Origin of the sequence: Tsukamurella sp. 1534, from assembly GCF_000312385.1 — a bacterium.
Classification (GTDB): Bacteria; Actinomycetota; Actinomycetes; order Mycobacteriales; family Mycobacteriaceae; genus Tsukamurella.
On the sequence record NZ_HE997628.1, the window covers coordinates 28,229 to 52,437 of the forward strand.

22 protein-coding genes and 1 pseudogene are annotated in these 24,209 nt (G+C 69.3%); 13 read left to right on the forward strand and 10 right to left on the reverse strand.

Annotation, left to right across the window (positions count from 1 at the left end; translation table 11 throughout):
- Together BN39_RS23575 and BN39_RS18220 are read left to right on the forward strand one after the other, a co-directional pair.
- Nucleotides 1–468, forward strand: a pseudogene (locus BN39_RS23575) (hypothetical protein); the annotation flags it as partial.
- Between the two features lie 87 nt (nucleotides 469–555).
- On the forward strand, nucleotides 556–1,449 hold the full coding sequence (locus BN39_RS18220; RefSeq protein WP_040768684.1) for an SDR family oxidoreductase: 894 nt from the start codon (nucleotides 556–558) through the stop codon (nucleotides 1,447–1,449).
- Here BN39_RS18220 and BN39_RS18225 read toward each other — a convergent pair.
- The gene (locus BN39_RS18225) at nucleotides 1,432–2,028 is read right to left on the reverse strand and encodes a TetR/AcrR family transcriptional regulator (RefSeq protein ID WP_019203883.1); all 597 of its coding nucleotides are present in this window, start codon (nucleotides 2,026–2,028) and stop codon (nucleotides 1,432–1,434) included. The genes BN39_RS18220 and BN39_RS18225 overlap by 18 nt on opposite strands.
- A gap of 121 nt (nucleotides 2,029–2,149) precedes the next feature.
- Here BN39_RS18225 and BN39_RS18230 point away from each other — a divergent pair, with 121 nt between their 5' ends.
- The 4 genes from BN39_RS18230 to nrdE all read left to right on the forward strand — a co-directional run bounded on the left by BN39_RS18230 (nucleotide 2,150) and on the right by nrdE (nucleotide 5,956).
- Entirely contained in the window at nucleotides 2,150–2,683 is a 534-nt protein-coding gene (locus tag BN39_RS18230) for an NADPH-dependent FMN reductase (protein ID WP_019203884.1), read from the forward strand.
- A 398-nt stretch (nucleotides 2,684–3,081) separates the two neighbouring features.
- The gene (nrdH, locus tag BN39_RS18235) at nucleotides 3,082–3,330 is read left to right on the forward strand and encodes a glutaredoxin-like protein NrdH (protein ID WP_019203885.1); all 249 of its coding nucleotides are present in this window, start codon (nucleotides 3,082–3,084) and stop codon (nucleotides 3,328–3,330) included.
- A gap of 2 nt (nucleotides 3,331–3,332) precedes the next feature.
- Nucleotides 3,333–3,779 carry a class Ib ribonucleoside-diphosphate reductase assembly flavoprotein NrdI gene (gene nrdI / locus BN39_RS18240; protein ID WP_019203886.1) on the forward strand — a complete coding sequence of 149 codons (447 nt, stop codon included), beginning with the start codon at nucleotides 3,333–3,335 and terminating at the stop codon, nucleotides 3,777–3,779.
- The gene (gene nrdE, locus BN39_RS18245) at nucleotides 3,776–5,956 is read left to right on the forward strand and encodes a class 1b ribonucleoside-diphosphate reductase subunit alpha (RefSeq protein WP_019203887.1); all 2,181 of its coding nucleotides are present in this window, start codon (nucleotides 3,776–3,778) and stop codon (nucleotides 5,954–5,956) included. Before nrdI ends, nrdE begins: the two co-directional genes overlap by 4 nt.
- Before the next feature lie 171 nt (nucleotides 5,957–6,127).
- Here nrdE and BN39_RS18250 read toward each other — a convergent pair whose 3' ends face one another.
- Entirely contained in the window at nucleotides 6,128–8,617 is a 2,490-nt protein-coding gene (locus tag BN39_RS18250) for a molybdopterin-dependent oxidoreductase (protein WP_019203888.1), read from the reverse strand.
- A 55-nt stretch (nucleotides 8,618–8,672) separates the two neighbouring features.
- Here BN39_RS18250 and BN39_RS18255 point away from each other — a divergent pair, with 55 nt between their 5' ends.
- Nucleotides 8,673–9,248 (forward strand): TetR/AcrR family transcriptional regulator, encoded by a 576-nt coding sequence (locus BN39_RS18255; protein WP_237741731.1) that lies wholly within the window; start codon nucleotides 8,673–8,675, stop codon nucleotides 9,246–9,248.
- 242 nt (nucleotides 9,249–9,490) lie between these two features.
- Entirely contained in the window at nucleotides 9,491–10,843 is a 1,353-nt protein-coding gene (locus BN39_RS18260) for an MFS transporter (RefSeq protein WP_019203890.1), read from the forward strand.
- A gap of 28 nt (nucleotides 10,844–10,871) precedes the next feature.
- On the opposite strand, the gene BN39_RS18265 is transcribed toward BN39_RS18260, so the two are convergent.
- Nucleotides 10,872–11,447, reverse strand: a complete 576-nt coding sequence (locus BN39_RS18265; protein WP_019203891.1) for a dihydrofolate reductase family protein — start codon at nucleotides 11,445–11,447, stop codon at nucleotides 10,872–10,874.
- Nucleotides 11,448–11,627: 180 nt separating this feature from the next.
- On the opposite strand from BN39_RS18265, the gene BN39_RS18270 reads away from it, so the two are divergent.
- Entirely contained in the window at nucleotides 11,628–12,716 is a 1,089-nt protein-coding gene (locus BN39_RS18270; protein ID WP_040768686.1) for a PQQ-dependent sugar dehydrogenase, read from the forward strand.
- A 19-nt stretch (nucleotides 12,717–12,735) separates the two neighbouring features.
- On the opposite strand, the gene BN39_RS18275 is transcribed toward BN39_RS18270, so the two are convergent.
- The 3 genes from BN39_RS18275 to BN39_RS18285 are packed head-to-tail and all read right to left on the reverse strand — an operon-like array spanning nucleotide 12,736 to nucleotide 14,789.
- The gene (locus BN39_RS18275; RefSeq protein WP_019203893.1) at nucleotides 12,736–13,494 is read right to left on the reverse strand and encodes an enoyl-CoA hydratase/isomerase family protein; all 759 of its coding nucleotides are present in this window, start codon (nucleotides 13,492–13,494) and stop codon (nucleotides 12,736–12,738) included.
- Nucleotides 13,495–13,504: 10 nt separating this feature from the next.
- A complete protein-coding gene (locus BN39_RS18280; RefSeq protein WP_019203894.1) occupies nucleotides 13,505–14,122 on the reverse strand; it encodes an LON peptidase substrate-binding domain-containing protein in 618 nt (205 codons plus the stop codon).
- A 37-nt stretch (nucleotides 14,123–14,159) separates the two neighbouring features.
- Entirely contained in the window at nucleotides 14,160–14,789 is a 630-nt protein-coding gene (locus tag BN39_RS18285) for a hypothetical protein (RefSeq protein WP_019203895.1), read from the reverse strand.
- Between the two features lie 125 nt (nucleotides 14,790–14,914).
- Here BN39_RS18285 and BN39_RS18290 point away from each other — a divergent pair, with 125 nt between their 5' ends.
- The 3 genes from BN39_RS18290 to BN39_RS18300 all read left to right on the forward strand — a co-directional run bounded on the left by BN39_RS18290 (nucleotide 14,915) and on the right by BN39_RS18300 (nucleotide 17,310).
- The gene (locus BN39_RS18290) at nucleotides 14,915–15,664 is read left to right on the forward strand and encodes a maleylpyruvate isomerase N-terminal domain-containing protein (protein WP_019203896.1); all 750 of its coding nucleotides are present in this window, start codon (nucleotides 14,915–14,917) and stop codon (nucleotides 15,662–15,664) included.
- A 114-nt stretch (nucleotides 15,665–15,778) separates the two neighbouring features.
- Nucleotides 15,779–16,783: a class 1b ribonucleoside-diphosphate reductase subunit beta gene (nrdF, locus tag BN39_RS18295; protein WP_019203897.1), complete on the forward strand. Its 1,005-nt coding sequence runs from the start codon at nucleotides 15,779–15,781 to the stop codon at nucleotides 16,781–16,783.
- Between the two features lie 47 nt (nucleotides 16,784–16,830).
- Nucleotides 16,831–17,310 carry a hypothetical protein gene (locus BN39_RS18300; protein ID WP_019203898.1) on the forward strand — a complete coding sequence of 160 codons (480 nt, stop codon included), beginning with the start codon at nucleotides 16,831–16,833 and terminating at the stop codon, nucleotides 17,308–17,310.
- 28 nt (nucleotides 17,311–17,338) lie between these two features.
- Here the strand turns inward: BN39_RS18300 and ligD are convergent, their stop codons facing one another.
- The 4 genes from ligD to BN39_RS18320 all read right to left on the reverse strand — a co-directional run bounded on the left by ligD (nucleotide 17,339) and on the right by BN39_RS18320 (nucleotide 22,153).
- Nucleotides 17,339–18,289 carry a non-homologous end-joining DNA ligase gene (ligD, locus tag BN39_RS18305; RefSeq protein ID WP_019203899.1) on the reverse strand — a complete coding sequence of 317 codons (951 nt, stop codon included), beginning with the start codon at nucleotides 18,287–18,289 and terminating at the stop codon, nucleotides 17,339–17,341.
- A gap of 9 nt (nucleotides 18,290–18,298) precedes the next feature.
- Nucleotides 18,299–19,822: an FAD-dependent oxidoreductase gene (locus BN39_RS18310; protein WP_019203900.1), complete on the reverse strand. Its 1,524-nt coding sequence runs from the start codon at nucleotides 19,820–19,822 to the stop codon at nucleotides 18,299–18,301.
- Between the two features lie 81 nt (nucleotides 19,823–19,903).
- Complete coding sequence (locus BN39_RS18315) at nucleotides 19,904–20,890, reverse strand: diiron oxygenase (protein WP_051159088.1); 987 nt, start codon at nucleotides 20,888–20,890, stop codon at nucleotides 19,904–19,906.
- 324 nt (nucleotides 20,891–21,214) lie between these two features.
- Nucleotides 21,215–22,153 (reverse strand): hypothetical protein, encoded by a 939-nt coding sequence (locus BN39_RS18320; protein ID WP_019203902.1) that lies wholly within the window; start codon nucleotides 22,151–22,153, stop codon nucleotides 21,215–21,217.
- Nucleotides 22,154–22,452: 299 nt separating this feature from the next.
- On the opposite strand from BN39_RS18320, the gene ctaD reads away from it, so the two are divergent.
- A complete protein-coding gene (ctaD, locus tag BN39_RS18325; RefSeq protein WP_019203903.1) occupies nucleotides 22,453–24,123 on the forward strand; it encodes a cytochrome c oxidase subunit I in 1,671 nt (556 codons plus the stop codon).
- The last annotated feature ends 86 nt before the right edge of the window (nucleotides 24,124–24,209 follow it).

The window sequence follows — 24,209 nt, forward strand, 5'->3', positions numbered from 1 at the left end:
ACGGCTCCGGCGCAGACCCCGCTCGTTCCCGCCGTCCCGGGCGCCGCGCCGGCCGCCCAGCCGGTGGCACCGTCGTGCACCGGCACCTCGCCGATCGTGGCGGGCGTTCCCATGCTGCAGGGCGGCGCCCCCGCGGCGCAGGCCCCGGCTCCGGCCGCCGCCGCACCCGCGGCTCCCGCGGCCCAGCCGGCACCGTCGGTCCAGATCCCGGGCGTGGGGCAGATGAGCCTGCCGCAGCTCCCGTCGATCCAGCTCCCGGGCCAGACCCAGCCGCTGGGGCTGAACACCCTGGTCGAGATGGGGCCCAAGGCCACCGAGTTCCTGTCCAGCTCGCAGGGGCAGCAGCTCGTGTCCACGCTTCTCTCCAGCCCGCAGGCCTTCAACTCCCTGAAGGACGCGCAGGGCCCCGCCGCCGCACAGGAGATCGTCAAGGCGATCCTCGGCGCCGGCGCGCTCCTGCCGAAGTGACGCGCTGATCCGCCTCACCTGCTTCCGTCGGGGACGTCACGCCCCGGCGGGAAGCGGTAGCGCGGCCGGTTCTGGCAAGCTGGCGATATGGCACTTCGCGATATCGCTCGGCTCGTCCACATGGCTCCGCCGATCGAGGACCTGCAGGGGAAGAAGGTCCTCGTCACCGGTGCGGCCAGCGGAATCGGCCGCGCTACCGCCCTACTTCTCGCGGCGCACGGTGCCGAGCTCGCACTGACCGACATCAATGCGGAGCAGCTCGACGCAGTAGCCGACCACGTCACCGCCCTGGGCGCGAAAGTCATCGCGGCCAGGGCTTTCGACGTTTCCGACTACGATGCCGTGACCGCCTTCGCGGAGGAGGTGCACGCCGCCGCGGGGTCGCTGGACATCGTGATGAACGTCGCCGGCATCGCGGTCTGGGGCACCGTGGAGAACCTCACCCACGAGCAGTGGCGCAAGACCGTCGACGTCAACCTGATGGGACCGATCAACGTCATCGAGGCGTTCGTTCCGCCGATGATCGCGGCGCGGCGCGGCGGGCAGCTGGTCAACGTGTCGTCCGCGGCGGGCCTGCTCGCCCTCCCGTGGCACGCCGCCTATTCGGCCGCGAAATTCGGTCTCGTCGGGGTCTCCGAGGTGCTCCGCTACGACCTCCGCCGGCACGGCATCGGGGTCTCGGTGGTGGTGCCGGGCGCGGTGGAGACGGGCCTCGTCAAGACCGTGGAGATCAACGGCGTCGATCGCGACAACCCCAAGGTCAACAAGGGGATCGACGCGTTCCCCAAGGTGACTCCGGACAAGGCGGCGCGCGCGATCGTCGACGGCGTGCTGAAGAACCGGTTCCTCGTGTACACGTCCTTCGACACCCGGTTCGGCTACTTCTGGAAGCGGAAGTTCGCGCTGCCCTACGAGATCGCCATGCGGATCGCCAACGACCGCTTCAGCTACCTGGCGAAGATCTCAGAGCGCGGTCAGTAGCCGCACGTGCTGGGCCCAGACGTCCTCGAGGGTGTCCTGTGACACTCCCGAGGAGAGCTGGTGCAGGACCCATGCGGGGCTGAGCGTGGCCATGAGGGCGCCCGCCCACACGTCGGCGTGCTCGATGCACCCCGCCTCGGAGAGGATCGAGCGGACCGTCATCGCCGACACCCGCCACGGCGGCTCGTCGTACGGATCACGGGCCGCCTGCTCGGCTCCCAGCAGAAGGTCGCCGTGGCGTTCGATCAGCCGCATGCGCGCCTTGCCGTACTCGATGAGGCGCTCGGTGGGGTCGCCGCCCGGACCGCACGGCGGCGGTCCGAACATGAACCGCTGCTGCAACTCGGTCTCGTCCCGGTCCAGCAGGGCCTGCAGCAGGCCCGCCCGGGACCCGAACCGGCGGAACACCGTTCCCTTGCCGACGCCGGCCGCCTGTGCCACGGCGTCCATGCTCACCGCCTCCACGCCGCGCTCGGCGAACAGGCGCTGGGCGGCCTCGATCAGCAGCTCGCGGTTGCGCGCGGCGTCGCGCCGCGGCTCCAGCTGGGGCTGCGCGAGGGGCAGGAGTGGACCGGTCATCGGACCGAGCCTACCCGGCGCGGATTCGGCTCACCATGATCCGGGGGAAGAAATACGGACCGAAGTCCGTTATCTTGTGCGGATGCGGCCCGGACGGGTCCGCGGGAAGGAATCAGAGCTCATGTCCGAGATCACCGTGCTCGCCGTCGTGGGGTCGCTGCGCTCCGCCTCGCTCAACCGGGAGCTGGCCGAGGTGGCCGTCGCGAATGCGCCCGACGGGGTGCGGGTCGAGATCGCCGAGGGGATCGCCGACGTGCCCTTCTACAACGAGGACATCGACGGCGACCAGGCGCCCGCGACGGCCGCGGCGCTGCGCGAGAAGATCGCCGGAGCCGATGCGCTGCTGCTCCTCGCGCCGCCCAACAACGGCACCGTGAGCGCCGTCCTCAAGAACGTCATCGACTGGGGGTCGCGCCCCTACGGCGCCAGCGCGCTCTCCGGTAAGCGGGTGGCCCTGGCATCCGTCGGGCACCGTCTGGACACCACCCTCGCGGACACCGAGCGCGCCGTCACGATCGCCGGCGGCGAGGTGCCCGAGGGGCTCGTGGAGGAGTTCCCCATCTCCGGCCTCGACGGGCGCTCGCCGCGTGAGCACGAGGCCGTCGCGACGCGCGCGGGCGACCTCCTCGAGAGGCTCGTGGCGCCCGTCCGCTGACCCGTCTCCGGGCGCCGTCCGGGGCGCTCCCGACACGCCGGTGGCGCCCACGGATTCCGTCCGACCGGCGTGTCGTGGACCCTCGGCGTGTCCTGGGGATTCACGATGAAAAACGCCCGAAAGTGCGTCTTGCGACCTGGTAATTTCACGAATGTTGTTCGCAAGTGGTTGTGTCGCTTCCCGGGAGGCACCACTAGGTGTAGTGTTCAGTCCACTGCGCGATCGGACGCCCTCAGGGGGAGTCCGGGAGGCTCACGGACGACCAGGTACGTCTCACGGGCTACCCGAGTTCACGCAGGCAAACGTGGCGAAGAACTTGTCAGTCGTCAGGTCCATACTGGGGTTCCGGGCAGTCGTACGGGCTGCCGCACCCCGAGTCGAGCGAAGGGGAAACGTCCATGAGCCAGGTCGAGATCACCGTCTACACCAAGCCGGCGTGCGTGCAGTGCAACGCCACCTACAAGGCGCTCGACAAGGCCGGGCTGGAGTACCGCGTCGTGGACATCACGGAGGACGCCGACGCGCGTGACTACGTGATGGCCCTCGGCTACTTGCAGGCGCCGGTCGTCGTCGCCGGCGATGCGCACTGGTCCGGCTTCCGCCCGGACCGCGTGAAGGCCCTCGTGGACGTCGCAGCCACGGCGTAGTCATGGCATCTCCGCTCGTCGTCTACTTCTCGTCGGTGTCCGAGAACACGCACCGATTCGTGAAGAAGCTGGGCCTGCGCGCCGTGCGCATCCCGGTGACGCGGGCCGAGGAGCCGATCACGGTGGACGAGCCGTTCGTCCTCATCACCCCCACCTACGGTGGCGGGAAGCAGGCGACGGCCGTCTCCGGTGGGGGCTACGTCCCCAAGCAGGTGATCCGTTTCCTCAACGACCAGCACAACCGCTCGCTGATCCGCGCCGTGATCGCCGGCGGCAACACCAACTTCGGCGAGGAGTTCTGCTTCGCGGGGGACGTGATCGCCCGGAAGTGCCGGATTCCCTACCTGTACCGATTCGAGTTGATGGGCACCGCGGACGACGTAGCCCGCGTCCGCAGCGGCCTCACCGACTTCTTCGCCCGCAACGACAAGGAAAGTGCGCGCTCATGACCGCAACCCAAGAGGACCTCGCACCGTCGGCCAGCCAGTCGGGGGTGCACGCGGGGCCCGGCCACACCGACCTGGACTTCCACGCGCTCAACGCGATGCTGAACCTGTACGACCGGGACGGCAACATCCAGTTCGACAGGGACCGTGAGGCGGCGCGGCAGTACTTCCTGCAGCACGTCAACCAGAACACGGTCTTCTTCCACAACCTGGACGAGAAGCTCGATTACCTGCTCGAGGAGAACTACTACGAGCCGGAGGTGCTGGAGAAGTACAGCCGCGCCTTCGTCAAGGACCTGTTCGACTCCGCCTACGCCAAGAAGTTCCGGTTCCCCACCTTCCTCGGCGCGTTCAAGTACTACACCTCGTACACCCTCAAGACGTTCGACGGTAAGCGGTACCTCGAGCGGTTCGAGGATCGCGTGTGCATGGTGGCGCTGACGCTCGCCGACGGCGACGAGACGCTGGCGGTCCGCCTCATGGAGGAGATCATCGCGGGCCGGTTCCAGCCGGCCACCCCCACGTTCCTCAACTCGGGTAAGAAGCAGCGCGGCGAACCGGTGTCCTGCTTCCTGCTGCGCATCGAGGACAACATGGAGTCCATCGGCCGGTCGATCAACTCGGCGCTGCAGCTCTCCAAGCGCGGCGGCGGAGTGGCGCTGCTGCTCAGCAACATTCGCGAGCACGGCGCCCCGATCAAGAAGATCGAGAACCAGAGCTCGGGCGTCATCCCGATCATGAAGCTGCTCGAGGACTCCTTCAGCTACGCCAATCAGCTGGGCGCGCGGCAGGGCGCGGGCGCGGTCTACCTGCACGCGCACCACCCGGACATCTACCGCTTCCTCGACACCAAGCGCGAGAACGCGGACGAGAAGATCCGCATCAAGACGCTCTCGCTGGGCGTGGTCATCCCGGACATCACGTTCGAGCTGGCCAAGAACAACGACGACATGTACCTGTTCTCCCCGTACGACGTGGAGCGCGTGTACGGGGTGCCGTTCGCCGACGTGAACGTGTCGGAGAAGTACCACGAGATGGTGGACGATTCGCGGATCCGCAAGACCAAGATCAACGCGCGCGAGTTCTTCCAGACCCTCGCCGAGCTGCAGTTCGAGTCCGGTTACCCGTACATCATGTACGAGGACACGGTGAACCGCGCGAACCCGATCGCCGGCAAGATCACGCACTCCAACCTGTGCAGCGAGATCCTCCAGGTGTCCACCCCGTCGACCTACAACGACGACCTCTCCTACGCCGAGATCGGCAAGGACATCTCCTGCAACCTGGGCTCGCTGAACATCGCGAAGACCATGGACAGCCCGGACTTCGGCGCCACCATCGAGGCCGCGATCCGCGGCCTGACCGCGGTGTCCGACCAGACCGACATCTCCTCGGTCCCGTCGATCGAGAAGGGCAACAACCTCTCCCACGCCATCGGCCTCGGCCAGATGAACCTGCACGGGTACCTCGCGCGGGAGCGGGTGTTCTACGGCTCCGACGAGGGCGTCGACTTCACGAACATCTACTTCTACACGGTGCTGTTCCACGCGATCCGCGCCTCGAACGCCATCGCCCGCGAGCGCGGACAGTCGTTCGGCGGTTTCGAGAACAGCAAGTACGCGTCGGGCGAATTCTTCGACAAGTACACCGATCAGGAGTGGAAGCCGGTAACGGAGAAGGTCGCGACGCTGTTCGCCGACTCGGGGATCCACATTCCCACGCAGGACGACTGGCGCGCCCTCAAGGCGGACGTGCAGCAGTACGGGCTGTACAACCAGAACCTGCAGGCGGTGCCGCCCACCGGCTCGATCAGCTACATCAACCACTCCACGAGCTCGATCCACCCCGTCGCGGCGAAGATCGAGATCCGCAAGGAGGGCAAGATCGGCCGCGTGTACTACCCGGCGCCGTACATGGACAACGACAACCTGGAGTACTACCAGGACGCGTACGAGATCGGCTACGAGAAGATCATCGACACGTACGCCGCCGCCACCCAGCACGTGGACCAGGGCCTGTCGCTGACGCTGTTCTTCAAGGACACCGCCACCACCCGCGACGTGAACCGCGCGCAGATCTACGCGTGGCGCAAGGGCATCAAGACCCTCTACTACATCCGCCTGCGCCAGATGGCGCTCGAGGGCACCGAGGTCGAGGGCTGCGTCAGCTGCATGCTGTAGCTCCCTCACGCGCACGGGGCGCTGCGACGGCGAGGCGCCGCGTACCGGTGCCGATCATCGCGGATCGCATTCGGTCGGCCGGTGCATCGGGAGTGACGGTGCGGTCCTCGAGTGCGGCCAGGGGGCGCGCAGGGGCGGCGTCATCGGCCCCGGACGCCGCCACTGCTGGTGTCACGTCGAGACCGGCTCGATGCGCGCGGGGACGTACTTGTGCCAGGGGGTTCCGGCGAACCGGTCGCGGTGTTTCGCGCTGGTCAGCTCGTTCGGTGCGACGCCGGGGCGGATGAGGCCGTCCTCGCCGGGGTAGTCGATCCCGAGTCCGTTGGGGAGGGAGACGTGGCCGGAGCGCATCATGTCGCTGATCTCGATCGTGGACTCCAGGGACCCTGCCTCCGTGGTGATCAGGACTCGGGAATCGGGATCCAGGCCGAGGCTCTCCGCGTCCTCGGCGCTGATGCGCAGCGCGCCGCCCGCGTCCCGGCGCCGCCACGCGGGATCCCGGATGATGGTGTTGGCGGTGAACGACCGCCGCTCGCCCGCCATCAGGACGAACGGGAAATCCGGCGTGGTCCACGACGACGGAGCGTCGCGGAGGGCGTCGATCTCGGGGAGCAGCTCCGGGATCGCCACCGTGAAGCGGTTGTCCTTGCGTAGCACGTAGTCCCAGGCGTTCTCCCACTCGTCGACGGAGAAGGTGACGCCGGACCGCTCGCGGAGGATCGCGTCGAAGAGCTTCTGGCCCGGCTGCATGCCGGTGCCGGTGAATCCCGCACGCGCCACCGCACCGCGGTGCGAGAGTGCGCACAGATGTGCTGCGCCCCAGAGGATCGCGGCGCCGCGCGCGCCGTGCGGCAGTGTCGGACCGAGCGTCTCGTACAGCACGTAGCCGATGAGCCTCAGGAGCGACGGGTCCGCCGCCGCGGCGGAGAACAACGCGAGCGCGAAGGCGTCGTCGCCGGCGGTGAGGGCGGTCCGCAAACGCGCGAGCAGCGCCTCGTCGACCGCGCCCAGTTCGCGCAGGAGGCGGGCGTAGATCTCGGGCTCCGGAAGCGTCCCCGGGCGCGGTTCGAGGAGCGGCGCGCGGAGCTGGAAGGCGTTGTGCGGGAATTCCATCGTGAAGAACGTGCACTCCCACTTCTCGTACTGGCTGGACGCGGGGAGCACGTAGTCCGCCTCGCGGGCCGTCTCCGTCATCGCGACGTCGACCACGACGGTCAGCTCACACGCGCGCATCGCCTCGATGAAGCGGCGGGACTCGGGTAGCGAGTGGGCAGGGTTCGAGCTGTCGATCCACAGGGCGCGCAGGCGTTCCGGATGATCGGTGAGGATCTCGTCGGCGATCGAATTGCATGGGATCAGGCCCGCGATGACCCGGGCGCCGGTGACCGGCGTCCGGCGATCGGACTTGGGCTGCTGCTCCGCAGCGAGGCCCGAACTGAGCATCGGCGCCATCCGGGCCAGGAGCGCGTGCGCGGACGCGTCGACGACGCCGTTCGGCACCGGCGTGGCGACTGCGGCGGGGACCGCCCGGGAGATTCCACCGGCGCCGAGCGCCACCGTGCGTGCGATCGCCGCGCGCGCTGTCTTCTTCAGGTGGCTCGACGGTGCGCGGCCCGCGCGCCGGGGATCACCACCCGGCGCGGCGACGGGGGAGGAGAACCACGAGTGCAGGTACATCGTGCCCGGGCGGCCGAAGTTGCCGGTCAGGATCCACAGCAGCTTGTTGAGGTACGAGACGAGCGTGCTGTTCGGTGCTTGCTGAACTCCCAGGTCTTCGTACGTGGTCGCGGTGGACGCCGTCGCGAACCGGCGGGTCGCCGCACGGATGAGCTGCTCGTCGACGCCGCACGTCGCGGCGTACGCGGTGATCGGCACCCGCCGGAGGGCGTCGAGGACCTCGTCGGCGCCGTCGGTGTGCTCGGCGACGAAGTCGTGATCGAGGAGGTCCTCCTCGATGAGGACACCGAGCATCGCGGCGAGGCACCACGCATCCGTGCCGGGGAGCACCTGCAGGTGGAAGTCGGCCATCGCCGCAGTCTCGCTCCGGCGCGGGTCGAGCACGATCATCGACCGTTCGGGATCCTTGGCGATCTCCTTGAGCACCGGCCGGGCGCGGGGGAAGGAGTGCGTCTGCCACGGGTTCTTGCCGAGGAACATCACGACCTCGGCGTGCTCGAAATCGCCCTTGGTGTGGGTGCCGTACAGCTGGGCGTCCACCCAGGCCTCGCCGGTCTTCTCCTGAGCGAGCGCGTTGGAGTAGAACCGAGTGCCGAGTGCGGCGCGCAGCGACTGCCCGTAGGCGGCGGGCAGGTGATTGCCCTGGCCCGCCCCCGAGTAGTACAGGATCCGTTCACCACCGTGCGCCTGCTTGACCGCGGTGAGTCGCGCCGCGATCTCCCGGATCGCTGTGTCCCAATCGATCTCCTCGTAGGTCCCGTCGGGTCGTCGGCGCAGTGGTGAGGTCAGCCGGTCGCGACCGTTCTGGTACAGGTCGAGGCGGAGCGGCTTCTCGCATGTGTAGCCGTGCGAGGTCGCGTGCTCCTTGTCGCCGCGGATCTTGGCGAGCCGTCCGTCGGCCACCTGGATCTCCAGGCCGCAGTTGCACTCGCAGAGGATGCACGCGGATTTCTGCCAGTCGGTGCTGGGCGGTGTGCCGTTCATCGACCTATTATGGACTAGGCCATAATTCATAGCAAGGACGAGAGGGGGGCGAAACGTGGCACCACGCCGGGACACCCGGCGGCGCATGCTGCTCAGCGCCGTCGACCTGATGCGCGAGCGGGGGGCCGCCGGTGTGACGATCGATGCCGTTCTGGAACGGAGTGCGGCACCGCGCGGATCCGTCTACCACCATTTCCCCGGAGGCCGGGCCGAGCTCGTGGCCGACGCCCTCGACCTGGCGGGAGACTCCATCACCGCGCTCATCGAGGGGGCGTCGGGCGAGGGCGCGGTCGAGGCGCTGCGCCGGTTCTCCGCCTTCTGGGCTGGCGTCCTGCTCGAGTCGGACTTCGCTGCGGGATGCCCCGTCGTCTCCGTCGCCGTGGGGGGCTCGTTCGAAGAGGAGCATCTCCGGCCGGCGGTCGCCGACACGATGGGGCGCTGGCGCGACGTCTTCGCCGCCGCGATGGTCACGGACGGGCTCGATCCGCGTGCGGCGGCGAGCCTCGCGACGGTGGCGATCGCGTCGATCGAGGGGGCGATCATCCTGTGCCGGGTTCAGCGGTCCGTCGATCCGCTGAACGACGTGATCGCGCATCTGGTGACGCTGGTGTCCTCTGCCGGTCCGGCCTGATCGAGCCGCTGGTTTCGGCCACGATCACTGTGCCGCCAGTCCGGCGTCAACCGGACGGCCCCTCGGCGACAGGTGAGTTTCGGGTGCGAATCATCCTGCGCGCCAGTGGCAATCACGTACTTTGCGAACGCGAAGCTGACGGAAACCGGGTGTCCCGGACGATGGTCGGTGCTTGAATCCGGTGATCACTCGCCCACCGGTCCGGCCGCAGCCGCGACGGGTGCCCGCCCCTGGGAGGCGCCATGTCCGATGTCGACAAGATCCCCGAACCGGGTGCGGCCCGCCCGCTGCAGGCGTCGAACGCCTGGGGCGTCCTGGTACTCCTCTTCGCAGCCAACGCCTTCAACTTCTACGACCGGTCGATCCCGGCGATCCTCAACGAGTCGATCAAGGAGGAGTTCCAGGTCTCCGACACCGCGATCGGCCTGCTCAGCGCGTCCTTCACGGTGATCTACGCCCTGTGCGGGATCCCGCTGGGCATCGCCGCGGACCGCATGTCGCGCGGCAGGATCATGGGTGCCGGCCTCGCAGTGTGGAGCCTGCTCACCGCCGCCACGGGCGCCGCGTGGAGCTTCACCTCGCTGATCCTCATCAGGCTCGGAGTCGGCGTGGGCGAGGCCAGCTACGCGCCGGCGGCCAATTCGATGATCGCCGACCTGTTCCCGGCCAACAAGCGCGCCCGTGCGTTCGGGGTGTTCCAGATGGGCCTGCCCGTGGGCCTGATCACCGCGTACTTCTCGGTGGGCGCCATCGCCACCGCCTTCGACAGCTGGCGGGCGCCCTTCTTCCTTGCCGCGGTCCCCGGGATCGTGCTGGCGATAGCCTTCTTCCTGGTCAAAGAACCTCTCCGCGGCGCCTCCGAGGTGACACAGGTCAAAGCCGAGCGGGTGCGGAACCCGATGCGCAGGATCCTCTCCGTCCGCACGATGTGGTGGCTCATCGTCGCCGGCATCGGCGCGAACGTCGCCGCCTACTCGGTCAACACCTTCATGGTCCCGATGTTCATGCGCTACTTCGGGCTCAAGCTCACCGGGGCCTCCGTCCTCGTCGGCATCGTGGTCGGCGTCGGAGGCCTGATCGGCCTGCTCCTCGGGGGATGGCTGGCGGACCGCGCGGACGCCAAGTCGGCGAGCGCGCGGGTGACGGTCGGCGCGATCGCCGTCCTCATCGCCGCTCCGCTCACGCTCTGGGCGCTCACCCTGGGGACGTCGGACGTGGCGCTGTTCGTGGTCGTCTTCTCGGTGGCCTGGACCCTCCAGTACCTGTACTACACCTCCGCCTATCCCACGATCGCGGACGTCGTGGAGCCGCGGCTGCGGAGCACCGCGGTGGCGGTCTTCTTCGCCGCCTTCTACCTGCTGGGCGGTGGTCTCGGCCCCGTCATCGTGGGCATGATCTCCGATCACTTCGCCGCATCGGCGCAGGCGGACGGACTCTCGGAGAAGGCGGCCCTGGCGCTCGGCCTGCGTGACAGCCTGCTGTGGGTGGTGCCCACGTCGCTGGTGATCAGCGCGATCGGGCTGTTCGGGGCGTCCCGCACCGTCACGCGGGACAACGCCGCCATGCGCGCACAGCTGACCGCCGCCGCGGCCTGAGCGGGTGCGTCAACGCTCTCTGCCGAGGTCAGGGCGCGGGTTCCGCCGGCGGCCCGTCGAGTACGGTCGGTGCGAACTCGAGGAGTTGCAGCCGCCCGTCGAAGGTCCGGTGGTCGACGGTCTCGAGGGCGACGTCCGGCCAGCCGTCGTAGATCCGGTCCCTGCCGCTGGCGCCGTTCACCACCGGGAAGACAACGACCCGGTATCTGTCCACGAGGCCGGCCTCGAGCAGTGCGCGGCAGAGGCTGAGGCTGCCGATCGTACGCAGCGGAGTCTCGCTTCGCTGCTTGAGTTCTCGCACCGCCTCCACGGCGTCGCGATCGATCAGCGTCGAGTTCTCCCACGCGAGCGGTGCGCGCAGCGTCCGGGAGAACACGAACTTCGGCCGGGCGGTGAGGTCGTCGAGGAAGTCGGCGCCGGACTCCGCGAACCCGACGAACATCCTGTACGTGGTGGCGCCCATGAGAGTGGTGTAGGCGATCCGGCTCTCCTCGTCGAGCCACGCCAAATACTCCGGGCCTCCCATGCCCCACAGCCCGGGCCAGCCCTCGGCCGCACCGAATCCGTCGAGTGAGGTGATGAAGTCGACCATCAGTTCCGCCATGTCCGTCTCCTTGTGTCCGGCCGATACGACACGACCGATCCTGCTCCTGTCGAGCGGGGCGCGGAAGGGCGTTGCGCCGATGGGGCCGGAGGAGTGGGCGGCGTGTCCGCAGGGGTGGGATGCCGTCCCGGTCCGCGGGAGCGGCCCTGTGCCGCACCGATCCCGTGCTACACAGGGGACATGTCACGCTCCGGTGCTCGAGCCCTCCGATCGTTCCGGCGATCCTGTCTCGGGTGCGCGGTCGTGGTCGCCCTCGTGGCGTGTTCGACGGAGGACGGCGGCGCACCGCCGGGCTCCGCGGCACCGACGGTGCGCGGCGACGTGCGGGAGGTCGCCGTCGTCGCGTCCGGCCTCGACGCCCCGTGGTCGATCGCGTTCCACGGCGGCGCCCCGCTGGTCAGCGAGCGGGACGCCGGCCGGATCGTCGAAATCGGCCCCGGCGGGAGGGCGCGGGAGGTGGCCGTCGTGGACGGTGTCGCCCCTCGTGGCGAGGGCGGGCTGCTCGGCCTCGCGGCCCGCGACGGATTCCTCTACGCCTACTACACCGCCGCGAACGAGAACCGTGTCGACCGTTTCCCGATCACCGGGGTCCCGGGCTCGCTGGGGCTCGGCCCGGCGGAGCGGATCCTCGACGGGTTGCCCGCCGCGAACTACCACAACGGCGGCCGCATCGCGTTCGGGCCCGACGGGATGCTGTACATCGCGAGCGGGGACGCCGGGAACCGTGGCGACGCACAGGATCTCGGGTCGTCGGCGGGAAAGATCCTGCGGCTCACCGCGGCCGGGGACGTGCCGACGGACAACCCGTTTCCCGGATCGCCGGTGTACAGCCTCGGGCACCGCAACGTGCAGGGGCTCGCCTGGGACGCCGCAGGGCGGCTGTTCGCGAGCGAGTTCGGGCAGAACACCTGGGACGAGCTGAACATCGTGCGGGCGGGCGCCAACTACGGCTGGCCGGAGGTGGAGGGCATCGCGCGCCGCGACGGCTTCGTCGATCCCGTGCAGCAGTGGGGGACCGATGTCGCGAGCCCGAGCGGCATCGCGATCCGGGCGGGCGTGGTGCACATCGCGAACCTGCGCGGCGAGCGGCTGCGGGACGTCCCCGTCGCCGATCCCGGCGGTGCGGTCGAGCGGATGGTCGGGGAGCACGGCCGGCTCCGCGATGCGGTCGTCGCGCCCGGAGGCGACCTGTGGGTTCTCACCAACAACACCGACGGCCGCGGCGACCCCGCCGACGGCGACGACAGGATCCTGCGCGTCGCGCTGTAGCGGGCGCGCGCCCGGCGGGCTACCCGGCGCCGCCGGTCATCCGCTCCATCATGTCCGGCGGGAAACCGTACGGCAGATCGCGTTCCGCCGCGAGCGCATCGTGACGGGGGAGCCGACGCGCGTCGGCGTAGAGCCGCTTGAACCGCGCGTTCGAGCCGGCCGAGTTCGCGGCGATCTCCGCCACGAGGGCCGCCGTGCGGTCGTCGAGCTCGCCGGCGGGGACGGCATGATCGACGAGGCCGATGCGGGCGGCCTCGGCACCGTCGATCCTGCGGCTGGTGAACGAGAGCTCCTTGGCCCGCGCGTATCCCACCCGCTCGGGCAGCCGGACCGACATCCCCCAGACGGGAACCAGGCCCCACCTCCCGTGCGTGTCACCCAGGCTCGCATCGTCGGCGGCGATCAGCAGGTCGCACGCCAGGGCGAGTTCGAGGCCGCCGGTGAGGCAGTGACCCCGGATCTTCCCGACGACGGGGATCGGGAGTGCCTCCAGCGCGTCGACGGCGCCGCCCTCGATATAGCGCGCCTCCGCCGCATCGGCCTCGGCCAGGGCCTCGAGATCGTGGCCGGCGCAGAAGGACCGGCCCGCGCCGCTGACGACCACCACGCGGACGTCGTCGCGTGCGGCGATCTCGTCGACCAACCCGTGCAGCCGGGCGAGCATGCGGATGTGCAGAGCGTTGAGCTTGTCCGGGCGGTTCAGCGTGAGGGTGGCGATCCCGTCGGTCACCGCCATCAATACGGTGTCGGCGTCGCGTTCGGCATCGGTGGTGGTCATGGGAATCCTTCTACTGCAGTCGGAATCGCAGGGTGGCGATCACGTCGTCGAGGGCGTCGGTGAGCATCCGCACGCGGTCCGCCGGCCCCGGGGCGGCGAGGGCGCGGTGCCGGTCGGCGTCCGCCAGGGGGAGGGCCCGCGCGAGGTGGTAACTCCGCTCGACCGGGTCCTCCGGGAGCGTCAGCCTCGGCCACGGCCGCGGCCGGACGCCCTCGCTCCGGGCGAGCTTCGCCGCGAGCCGCTCGATCTCGTCGCGTTTGCCGAGCAGCGGGATGAGGTCGACCGCGGGCTGCACCTCGTCGGGCCACGACTCGGCCTCGGCCAGCGGGTACGGGTCGTCGGGCAGCCACCGCAGCACCCGGACCCGGTCCGTGCCCCGGCACACCAGGGTGAACTCCCCGCCGGCCTTGCGGACGTACCGGTCGATCTGCGCGACGGTCCCCACGTCGGACCGCACGTCGCCGCCGCCCACCTCGCTGCCGCGCTCGATGAGCACCACGCCAAACCGCCCATCGGTGGCGAGGCACTGCTCGATCATCGTGCGGTATCGGGGCTCGAAGATGCGCAGCGGAAGGTCCTCGCCGGGCAGGAGCACGGCGCCGAGCGGGAACATCGGCAGTTCGGTCACGCCTACAGCATGCACCTCACGCGGAGCGCTCCGGGCGTCAGCGCACCTGCAGACCGCGGATCACCGCGTCGACCTTGCCGCGCGCCTCCTTGTTCGCCTTGTTGGAGCCGCCCAGGAAGTAGGACGTGGGCGTGGTGTCGAGCACGAAGATCGTGAACCAGTCCGTCTCGGCCGGTTCGCCCTGTCGCGCAGCGATGTTGATGTTCAGGTCCAGGCGCGTGCCCTTGACGCCGCCGACGCGTACCGGAGTCATCTGCCGATCGGTCGTGTCGCGTGCCTTGTCGCCCGTCATCGCGGCGTCGGGGAAGCGGCACAGCGAGAACGCCAGCGCCATGCCCAGCGTGTCGTGGCTGCCGGGCTCCACCCGGAGGCGGCCGACCTCCACCAGGTTCATCACGTTGCCGCCGGGGGAGTAGCGTGCCGACGCCGTCGTGGCCGCCCCGCGGGAGGATCCCGATCCCAGGTCCCAGCCTGCGACCAGCGGTGCCGGGAGCGTCAGGGGCGCGGTGCCGAACCTGCCGCCCGCGGTCGACGGTGCGCCGACGTTCGGCGAGGAGATGCAGGAGACGCTGTTCGGCTCTGCGCGCGCCGCGCCGGGAGCGACGGTGGTGAGTGCCGCGGTGGCGGCGGCCGCGCAGACCGCGGCGGTGACGGCGCGAGTACGCATGGTTTCCCCCAGGAGTTCGGATTTGCGAATCGAACATTCGGACACTAGCACTGAAGTCGCCGTTCGGTGTGACGAATTCGCGACAGGGTCGGCGGGGCCAGACGCGTCGCTCGTAGGGTCGAGCCATGAACCCTCAGCTCTGGCTCGACTCCCTTGCCGCGGACGGCGACCGCATCGCCGGCATCGACCCGTCGTCGCTCGACGCCCCGGTTCCCAGCTGCCCCGGGTGGACGGTGCGGGACGCTGTCGTCCACACCGCGGGCGCGCACCGGTGGGCGACGATGTTCCTGCAGGCCGGACCCGAATCGAAGGAACGGTTCAGCCCCGACGTCACGGACGCGCCCGAAGGCCCCGCGGTCCTGGGCTGGTACGCGGACGTCGTGAGGGCGCTGCTCGACGAACTGCGCCGACACGAACCCGACGCGCCCGCCCGCGCCTTCATCGGGCGCACCGTCGCGGCGTTCTGGATGCGGCGGATGGCGCAGGAGATCTCGATCCACCGGTGGGACATCCAGAACGCGCTACCCGGCGGCGCCGAGCCGATCGCACCCGCGATCGCGGCCGACGGCATCGGCGAACTCACCGAGATCCAGATCCCGCTCATCCTGGGTAGGAAGGGCGCGCCGGAAGAGCTCGCCGGGAAGACCCTCGCGGTCGTCGCGACCGACACCGGCGACGAGTGGGTGCTGCGGCTGCGCGTCGACGGCGTCGACGTCCTCACCGGCGAGGACGCGCTCGCGGCGGCCGACGTGACGGTCCGCGGGACCGCCTCCGCTCTCGATCTCGCGCTGTGGCGCCGGACGCCGGTGGACACCGTCGAACTGCGCGGAGACGGGGCCGTGCTCGACGGTCTGCTCGACGTCGTGGTGATCTGAGGGCGACACGCCGAACAGGCCCGATCGACTAAATCTTGCGGTTCCCCGACTTGTCAGCCCCAAGGGGTAGTGTCGGGGGCGTCGAAAATCCAGGCCTGCGAAAACCGAGGTGTCATGTCTGAAATCGCTGCTCACAGCCCCGCCGACGGCGCGCCCGTCAAGCTCGTCAGCCGGGTGTCGGCGATCAACTGGAACCGGGTGCCGGACGAGAAGGACGCCGAGGTCTGGGACCGCCTGACCGGCAACTTCTGGCTGCCCGAGAAGGTCCCGGTCAGCAACGACATCCCGTCGTGGGGCACGCTCACGGACTACGAGAAGCAGCTCACCATGCGGGTCTTCACCGGCCTCACGCTGCTCGACACGATCCAGGGCACCGTCGGCGCCGTCAGCCTGATCCCGGACGCCACGACCCCGCACGAGGAGGCGGTGCTCACCAACATCGCGTTCATGGAGTCCGTGCACGCGAAGAGCTACAGCTCCATCTTCTCCACGCTGTGCAGCACCCGCGAGATCGACGACGCCTTCCGCTGGTCGGAGGAGAACGAGCAGCTGCAGCGCAAGGCGCAGATCGTCATGGACTTCTACCGCGGCGACGATCCGCTCAAGCGCAAGGTGGCCTCCACGCTGCTCGAGTCGTTCCTGTTCTACAGCGGCTTCTACCTGCCGATGTACTGGTCCTCGCGCGCCAAGCTCACCAACACGGCCGACATGATCCGCCTGATCATCCGCGACGAGGCCGTGCACGGTTACTACATCGGCTACAAGTACCAGCGCGGGCTCGAGACGGAGAGCCCCGCGCGGCGCGAGGAGCTCAAGGACTACACGTTCGAGCTGCTGATGGAGCTGTACGCGAACGAGGAGGACTACACCGAGTCGCTGTACGACGAGGTGGGCCTCTCCGAGGACGTGAAGAAGTTCCTGCGGTACAACGCCAACAAGGCGCTGATGAACCTCGGGTACGAGGCGCTGTTCCCCAAGGACGCCACCGAGGTGAACCCCGCGATCCTGTCGGCGCTCTCGCCCAACGCGGACGAGAACCACGACTTCTTCTCCGGTTCCGGCTCGTCGTACGTGATCGGCAAGGCCGTCAACACCGAGGACGAGGACTGGGACTTCTGACCGAGTTCGTCGCGCGCCAGCGGCTCACCGTCACAACGGCTCTGTTGATGATCGTGGGTCCGCTGGTGTTCGTCGCTCTGGGGGTGGGCATGCTGCTCATGCCCACCGAGGGCGGTGGCGGACCCGTCATCGCCGTTCTGTGCATCGCGTTCTTCGGCGCCTGCGCGGTCCTCGGGCCGTGGATGCTGTTCGGCAAGCCGGAGATCCTGCGCGTCGATCCTTCCGGGATCACCTCGCAGCGGGGCGGTTTCGCGTTCGACTGGCCCGCGGTCGCAGCGGTGTACGTCGTCACGCAGCGCGCCGGCCACCGCAAGCACGTCCACCTCGCCGTCGACGGTGCGCCGCATGTCTCGCGCGCGTTCATGCGCCGGCTCGGCCGGATCAACTCGATGCTGGTTCCGGTACCCCCGTCGGCGTCCGCGGGCACGGTCACCTGGGGTCCGGGTACGGCACCGTCGGTCGACGAGGCGCTGGCGGCGATCCACGCGTTCGCCCCGCACATCCCGATCCACGACCGGCGCTGGTGATCCGCGCCCGCCGTTGCCGATCGGCCGGTCAGTCGGTGAGGGGGAGGTCGTCGCGGTCGGCCCACTCGACGAGGGTGTCCAAGGAGAACGCCTCGTCGTCGATGGTCGCGTGCAGGTCGCCGAGGTCGGCGAACCGGGCGGGCAGGGTGCGGATCGTGAAGTCGTCGGGGTGGACGTCGGGCACCTCGTCCCACGTGACCGGCGCGGAGGCGGTGGCGATCGGCGTGCCGCGCAGCGAGTACGCGCACGCGATCGTGTGATCGCGGGCGTTCTGGTTGTAGTCCAGGAACACCGCCGACGGGTCGCGGTCCTTGCGCCACCACACCGTCGTCACGTCCGACGGTGCCCTGCGCTCCACCTCCCGGGCGAAGGCCAGGGCGCACCGCCGCACCTCCGCGAACGTCCACCGGGGCTCGATCCGCACGTACACGTGCAGGCCGGTACCGCCGGAGGTCTTGGGGAACCCGCGGATCCCCAACTCGCCCAGGACCTCCCGGACCACCGCAGCCACCCGCTGCACGCGGGGCCAGGGACACTCGGGCATCGGATCCAGGTCGATCCGCCACTCGTCGGGGCGGTCAAGATCGTCGCGGCGACAGTTCCACGGGTGGAACTCCACCGTGGACATCTGCGCCGCCCAGATCACCGAGCCGAGCTCCGTGACCACCACTTCGTCGGCCGTGCGGCCGAACCGGGGGAAGAAGATCTCCACGGTCTCCAGCCAGTCCGGCGCGCCTGCGGGGATCCGCTTCTGGTGGACCTTCGGCCCGGCGACGCCCTTGGGATAGCGGTGCAGCATCGTCGGGCGGTCGCGCAGGGCACGGACGACGCCCGGACCCACCGCTTCGTAGTACCGCACCACGTCGAGCTTCGTCGCCCCGATCTCGGGGAAGTACACCCGGTCGGGGCTCGAGACCCGCACGGTGCGATCACCGACGGTCAGCTCGACCGGTTCACCGTGCTCGGAGCGGGAGGCCACGAGGGCAGATTACGCGCCGAGGATCCTGCTGAAGGGGCGCTTGCGCTTTCCGGACGGTCGGTTGCCGATGACGCCCGAGACCACGTCCTCGGCGAACCGCTCCACCGTCTCCTGCGAGTCGGTCTTGTTGGTGCCGATGAAGCCGTTGGGGCCGCGCTTGATCCAGCCCGTGACGTACACACCGGGCAGTGGCGCACCGTCGTCGCCGAGCACCCGGCCGGCCTCGTTCGGCAGCACCGCGCGGCGCTCGTCGAACGGCAGTCCCTCCACCGGGACGCCCCGGTAGCCGACGGACGTGAGCACCATGCCGACGGGCAGGTCCACGGCCTCGCCGGTCACGCTGTGCTTGGCGTGCAGAACGAGGCCGTCGCCGGTGTCCTCGATCGACTCCGGGGTGGTGAGGAAACGCAGGCGGATGCGGTGCGCCGCATCGGACTGGGTCTCCAGCGACTCCAGCAGCTCCAGCTTGTGCGCCGTCAGCTCGGATTCGCTGCCCGCGACCAGCGTCTCGGCGACGTCCGGATCCGGATGCACGACGACGGTGCGCTCGTCCACCAGGCCGAGCGCCTCGGGCAGCGTGAACGCGGCGTGCTCCGGGCCGCGGCGCGCCACGATGACGACCTCCTCGACCCGCGAATCCTTCAGCGCCGCCAGGGCGGCGGGGGAGATGGTGGTCTCCTCCAACTCCTCAGGCTCCGCCGTGAGGATGCGCGCGGCGTCCAGCGCCACGTTGCCGTTGCCGATGATGACGATCTTCTCGTGCGCGAGGTCCATGTCGTCGCCGCGGTGCTCGGGGTGACCGTTGTACCAGGCGACGAAGTCCGTCGCGCTGCGCACGTTGGGGAGGTCCTCACCCGTGATGCCCAGCTTCTTGTCGGTGCTCGCGCCCACGGCCACGACGATGGCGTCGTGCCGGCGACGCAGCTCCTCGAGCGACACGTCCCGGCCGACCTCGGTGTTGAGATGGATCGTGAAGTTCGGGTCCGCGGCCACCTTGTCGAACAGGCCGGACACCTTCCGGGTGCGGGTGTGGTCGGGAGCCACGCCGAAGCGGGCCAGGCCGTACGGGGTGGAGAGCTTCTCGTACACGTCCACGGTGACGCCGTGGTAGCGCAGCAACTCGTCGGCGGCGTACATCGCCGCCGGGCCGCTGCCGATCACGCCCACGCTGACGACGTTCCCGGCGGGGATCGGCAGCTGCTTCGGCGGCACGGTGTGCGCCATCGGAGGGCGGCTGCGCTCCTGCGGATTGGGGCCGCCCAGCTTGCTGTTGGCGGGGTCGGCGGCGGCCAGCGAGCGGTTGAGCTCGATGTAGACCTTGTGCTCCTCCGGCAGCCGGTGCGCCGGGCCGATGGCGTCCACCGGGCAGGCGGTCACGCAGGCGCCGCAGTCCACGCACGTCGTGGGGTCCACGTACAGCATCTCGGCCGTCGCGAAGCCCGGCTCGTCGGGCGTCGGGTGGATGCAGTTGACGGGGCACGCGAAGGTGCACGACGCGTCGCTGCAACAGGACTGGGTGATGACGTGGGGCACTGGTCGCCTCTCGACGGGGTTCCGGATACGGGTCCGGCTCGGCGGGTGGACCGCCGAGCCGGATATCGGGGCTGTGTTCGGCTACTGCGCAGCGTACGACGGCTCGCTGCGGAAGCGCGAGACGCGGCCGTTGATGCCGAGGACGCGCCACAGGACGCGCGAGACGGGGTTCATCAGCTTCGTGCGCTCCGCGAGCAGACGCACGTCGCCGAACACCTCCTGGCGCATGGCCTTCGACTCGGGCGAACGCCAGAAGATGTCCTTCTTGACCGACCGCGGGATGTCGAAGGTGTCCCAGAACTGGCGCGGCGGCACCATGATGGCGCCCAGCAGGATGCGCATCACCAGCGGCAGCGCCAGCGACAGCAGGAAACGGGGCACGGGGCCGCGCATGGGGATCTTGTGCTCGAGCAGCTGGTGCGCGAACGAGATGTGGCGGGCCTCCTCGGCCACGTGGATCTGCATCACCGCGGTCATGGCCGGGTGCTGCGTGTCCGCCGAGCGCAGGAACTGCTTCTGCAGGTGGTCGATCGGCTCCTCCCCGCCGAGCACGCCCATGTAGAAGATGTTCGGGAAGCTGGTGGCCGCGAGCGGGATGATCGGCGACAGGCGGCGGAACCACCATGCGCCACCGGGCACGTCCATGCCCACCCGGTTGACGAACTCCTGGAACATCAGCGTGTGCTGACACTCCTCCTTCGCCTCGTGGGTGGCGTACCGGAACTCCGGCGAGTTGTTCGGCTGCACCGCGGTGTACTGCATGATGCCGCGGATCAGGATCGACTCGAACTGCAGGCCGACCTTGGCCACGTTGGCCTGGCGCCACATGCCGATCTCGATCTGCTTCGCCAGCGGCTGCTCCTGGTACCAGGGGTGCCGGCCGATGGGGTCGAAGCGGGGGTTGCAGACCCAGCGCGTGTCGTCCGGGGTGATCGCCAACTCGGGCGAATCCCAGTCGATGTCGACGTACGGATCGAAGTTGCGGCGTACCGACGCCTCGGAGAGGTCGGTGAGGGTCTGCTCGTACTCGGTCTGTCCCGGGAACGAGCGCCCACGCATACGGGCCATGTGCGTCACGCGCGGCACGTTCAACAAAGCCATGATCGGTCCTTTCGTGACACGTTCCGGCTGTTTCCCTGCTTCGGATCCCTCGGGTTCCTGTGGGAAATCCCACAAGAGTTTCTGCAGGTAGAAGCCGTACGTGAGATTCAATCGCCTCCAGGCTATCACTTGCGACAAGCGTGAATGAAGGGTCTTCCGGCCCGAATCCGTGAACAGGTGTACACCGAGCTTCCGGCCTGCGGTTTTACCGTCCGGTTGTGAGGGGCGTCACGCCCCGGGTGTGAGGTGTTCGGTGTGTCAGGGAGCCGGCCGAGCGTCGCTCGGGACGGGTCAGGACGACGCCTTGATGGTGTTCGTCACGTCGTGCACCACGATGCCCGCGGCCACCGGGCCGCCCGCCGAGAACCACGCCTCGTCCTGGACCAGCAGTTGCCGCTTCGCGGAAACCGCGCGCAGGTCGTCCCACTGCTTCGACGTCATCACCGACATGCCGAAATCGCGGCCCTCATCGCCCTGGTAGCCGACGTACACGAGGTCGGCGTCCGCGGCGCTGTAATCGCCGCCGGACATCTCCACCGGATCGGCCCTGCGCTGTCCCTCCGGCCGCTCCACCCCGAGGTCCGCCAGCACCTGCGCCGCCAGGGGGGCGGTTCCCATCGCGAGAGCCCTGCCCTGATCGGTGAAGCGAACCAGGGACACGACGTTGTGGATCGCGTCGATCTTCACCGACTTCTCCGCCACGTCGCGCTGGTAGCGGTCCAGGACGGCGCGGGCCTCGGCGGGCATCCGCACCGCGTCGGCGAGCGCCAGGAAGCTGCGCCGCCAGTCGGCGGACGGGGCGGGGACCACCGTCGTGCGGCCGGCGCGACGGTTCGCGTCGGCCGAGCGCTCGGTGCCCACGCTCACGTCCGCCCGGGCGTCGTCGCCGAGCTGCGGGATCTTCGCGATCGTGCCGCCGAGGTACGACGGTGCCGCGCCCCCGACCGCGCGTACGCGGTTCTGCAGTCCGAGGGCGCACAGCCCGTCGAGCAGGGCGGGATCGGCCACGACGATGCCGGCCGGCGCGGGCCCGCCGACGACGGGGGCGGCGCACGCCTCGTCCGCCTTGCGGTCCAGGCCGATGATGTTGGCGGACGCGAGCCGGGTGGTGGTGGTCGCGATCGACGCGAACGGCTGCTGGATCGGCTCCGAGCCGCCGCACGCGGACAGCACGGACGCACCGATCGCCGCGACCGCGATCGCCGCGCTGGTCCTACTCGCCCTGTTCACTGCGCCGTCCTCACCTGTGTCCGATGAACGTGCGCCACGCTAGCAGGGGGCACCGCCCGCGCCCCGTGCGCAGCCGTTCCGGCGGACCCGCGCGACGCGAGTACGACGCAGAGTAGGACCGCGGGGACAAGCCCGGGGGCGAGGGGCTACTCTTACCCAAGAAGCGGGAGTCCGCCGTGAGCGAACACCCCGCTGCAGACCTGAATGAAGAGGCACAGCCGGTGCCGACAGCCGCGTCACCGGTGAGCCACAGGGCAGGAGGATTTGTGACCGCGCAAGCGCATCGTCCGGCAGTCGAGGTGACTGCCGAGCGTCCGTATCCGCAGCGGACCGGGCCCAAGGGGTCGTTCATCTACAAGCTGGTGACGACGACCGATCACAAGACGCTGGGCATCATGTACATCGTCACGTGCTTCGCGTTCTTCCTCATCGGTGGCCTGATGGCGCTGCTGATGCGCGCCGAGCTCGCCGAGCCGGGCCTGCAGTTCCTCTCCACCGAGCAGTTCAACCAGCTGTTCACCATGCACGGCACCGTGATGCTGCTGCTGTACGCGACGCCCATCGTGATCGGCTTCGCGAACTTCGTGCTGCCGCTGCAGATCGGCGCGCCCGACGTGGCGTTCCCGCGCCTCAACGCGTTCGGCTACTGGCTGTTCGTGTTCGGCGCGATCATGGTGATCTCGGGCTTCATCACCCCCGGTGGCGCGGCGGACTTCGGCTGGACCGCCTACACCCCGCTGACCGATGCGCTGCACTCGCCCGGCCCGGGCGCCGACCTCTGGATCATGGGCCTCGCCGTGGGTGGTCTCGGCACCATCCTCGGCGCCGTCAACATGGTCACCACCGTGGTCTGCATGCGCGCCCCCGGCATGACGATGTTCCGCATGCCGATCTTCACCTGGAACATCCTGGTGACGTCGCTCCTGATCCTGCTCGCCTTCCCGCTGCTGACCGCCGCGCTCATGGGCCTCGAGGTGGACCGCCAGTTCGGCGCACACATCTACGATCCCGCCAACGGCGGCGTCATCCTGTGGCAGCACCTGTTCTGGTTCTTCGGACACCCCGAGGTGTACATCATCGCGCTGCCGTTCTTCGGCATCGTGTCCGAGATCTTCCCGGTGTTCAGCCGCAAGCCGATCTTCGGTTACAGCGGCCTGGTCCTCGCGACGCTGGCCATCGCGGCCCTCTCCGTCGCGGTGTGGGCGCACCACATGTACGCCACCGGTGCCGTGCTGCTGCCGTTCTTCAGCTTCATGACGTTCCTCATCGCGGTCCCGACAGGCGTGAAATTCTTCAACTGGATTCTCACGATGTGGAAGGGTCACATAACATTCGAGTCGCCGATGCTGTTCTCGATCGGCTTCATCGTCACCTTCCTCTTCGGTGGCCTCACCGGCGTCCTGCTCGCCTCGCCGCCGCTGGACTTCGCGGTGTCCGACACCTACTTCGTGGTCGCGCACTTCCACTACGTGCTCTTCGGCACGATCGTGTTCGCCACCTACGCGGGCATCTACTTCTGGTTCCCGAAGATGACCGGCCGCATGCTGGACGAGGGCCTGGGCCGCTGGCACTTCTGGCTCACGTTCATCGGTTTCCACATGACCTTCCTGGTGCAGCACTGGCTGGGCGCCGAGGGCATGCCGCGTCGTTACGCGGACTACCTCGCGACCGACGGTTTCACGACGCTGAACCGGATCTCGACGGTGGGCGCGTTCATCCTGGGCGCCTCGACCCTGCCGTTCGTGTGGAACGTGTTCAAGAGCTACCGCTACGGCGAGGTCGTCACCGTCGACGATCCGTGGGGCTTCGGCAACAGCCTGGAGTGGGCCACCAGCTGCCCGCCCCCGCGGCACAACTTCACCGAGCTGCCCCGCATCCGCTCCGAGCGCCCCGCGTTCGAGCTGCACTACCCCCACATGATCGAACGGATACGGGAAGAGGCCCACGCGGGCCCGGGCAAGGGCCACTAGGTCCGGCCACCCGAACACGACGAACGGCGTCTCCCACACGGGAGGCGCCGTTCGGCGTTCCACCCGCCGCCGACTACGCTTCACGC

Excerpts from the sequence above, each read along its gene's own strand:
- nrdF (WP_019203897.1), top strand. The coding sequence starts at position 15,779 with ATGTCTGAAATCGCTGCTCACAGCCCCGCCGACGGCGCGCCCGTCAAG.
- BN39_RS18250 (WP_019203888.1), bottom strand. The coding sequence starts at position 8,617 with ATGAACGGCACACCGCCCAGCACCGACTGGCAGAAATCCGCGTGCATC.
- BN39_RS18290 (WP_019203896.1), top strand. The coding sequence starts at position 14,915 with ATGAACCCTCAGCTCTGGCTCGACTCCCTTGCCGCGGACGGCGACCGC.
- nrdI (WP_019203886.1), top strand. The coding sequence starts at position 3,333 with ATGGCATCTCCGCTCGTCGTCTACTTCTCGTCGGTGTCCGAGAACACG.
- BN39_RS18285 (WP_019203895.1), bottom strand. The coding sequence starts at position 14,789 with ATGCGTACTCGCGCCGTCACCGCCGCGGTCTGCGCGGCCGCCGCCACC.
- BN39_RS18265 (WP_019203891.1), bottom strand. The coding sequence starts at position 11,447 with ATGGCGGAACTGATGGTCGACTTCATCACCTCACTCGACGGATTCGGT.
- BN39_RS18275 (WP_019203893.1), bottom strand. The coding sequence starts at position 13,494 with ATGACCACCACCGATGCCGAACGCGACGCCGACACCGTATTGATGGCG.
- BN39_RS18315 (WP_051159088.1), bottom strand. The coding sequence starts at position 20,890 with ATGGCCCGTATGCGTGGGCGCTCGTTCCCGGGACAGACCGAGTACGAG.
- BN39_RS18225 (WP_019203883.1), bottom strand. The coding sequence starts at position 2,028 with ATGACCGGTCCACTCCTGCCCCTCGCGCAGCCCCAGCTGGAGCCGCGG.
- BN39_RS18260 (WP_019203890.1), top strand. The coding sequence starts at position 9,491 with ATGTCCGATGTCGACAAGATCCCCGAACCGGGTGCGGCCCGCCCGCTG.
- BN39_RS18270 (WP_040768686.1), top strand. The coding sequence starts at position 11,628 with ATGTCACGCTCCGGTGCTCGAGCCCTCCGATCGTTCCGGCGATCCTGT.
- BN39_RS18220 (WP_040768684.1), top strand. The coding sequence starts at position 556 with ATGGCACTTCGCGATATCGCTCGGCTCGTCCACATGGCTCCGCCGATC.
- BN39_RS18230 (WP_019203884.1), top strand. The coding sequence starts at position 2,150 with ATGTCCGAGATCACCGTGCTCGCCGTCGTGGGGTCGCTGCGCTCCGCC.
- nrdE (WP_019203887.1), top strand. The coding sequence starts at position 3,776 with ATGACCGCAACCCAAGAGGACCTCGCACCGTCGGCCAGCCAGTCGGGG.
- BN39_RS18300 (WP_019203898.1), top strand. The coding sequence starts at position 16,831 with ATGATCGTGGGTCCGCTGGTGTTCGTCGCTCTGGGGGTGGGCATGCTG.
- nrdH (WP_019203885.1), top strand. The coding sequence starts at position 3,082 with ATGAGCCAGGTCGAGATCACCGTCTACACCAAGCCGGCGTGCGTGCAG.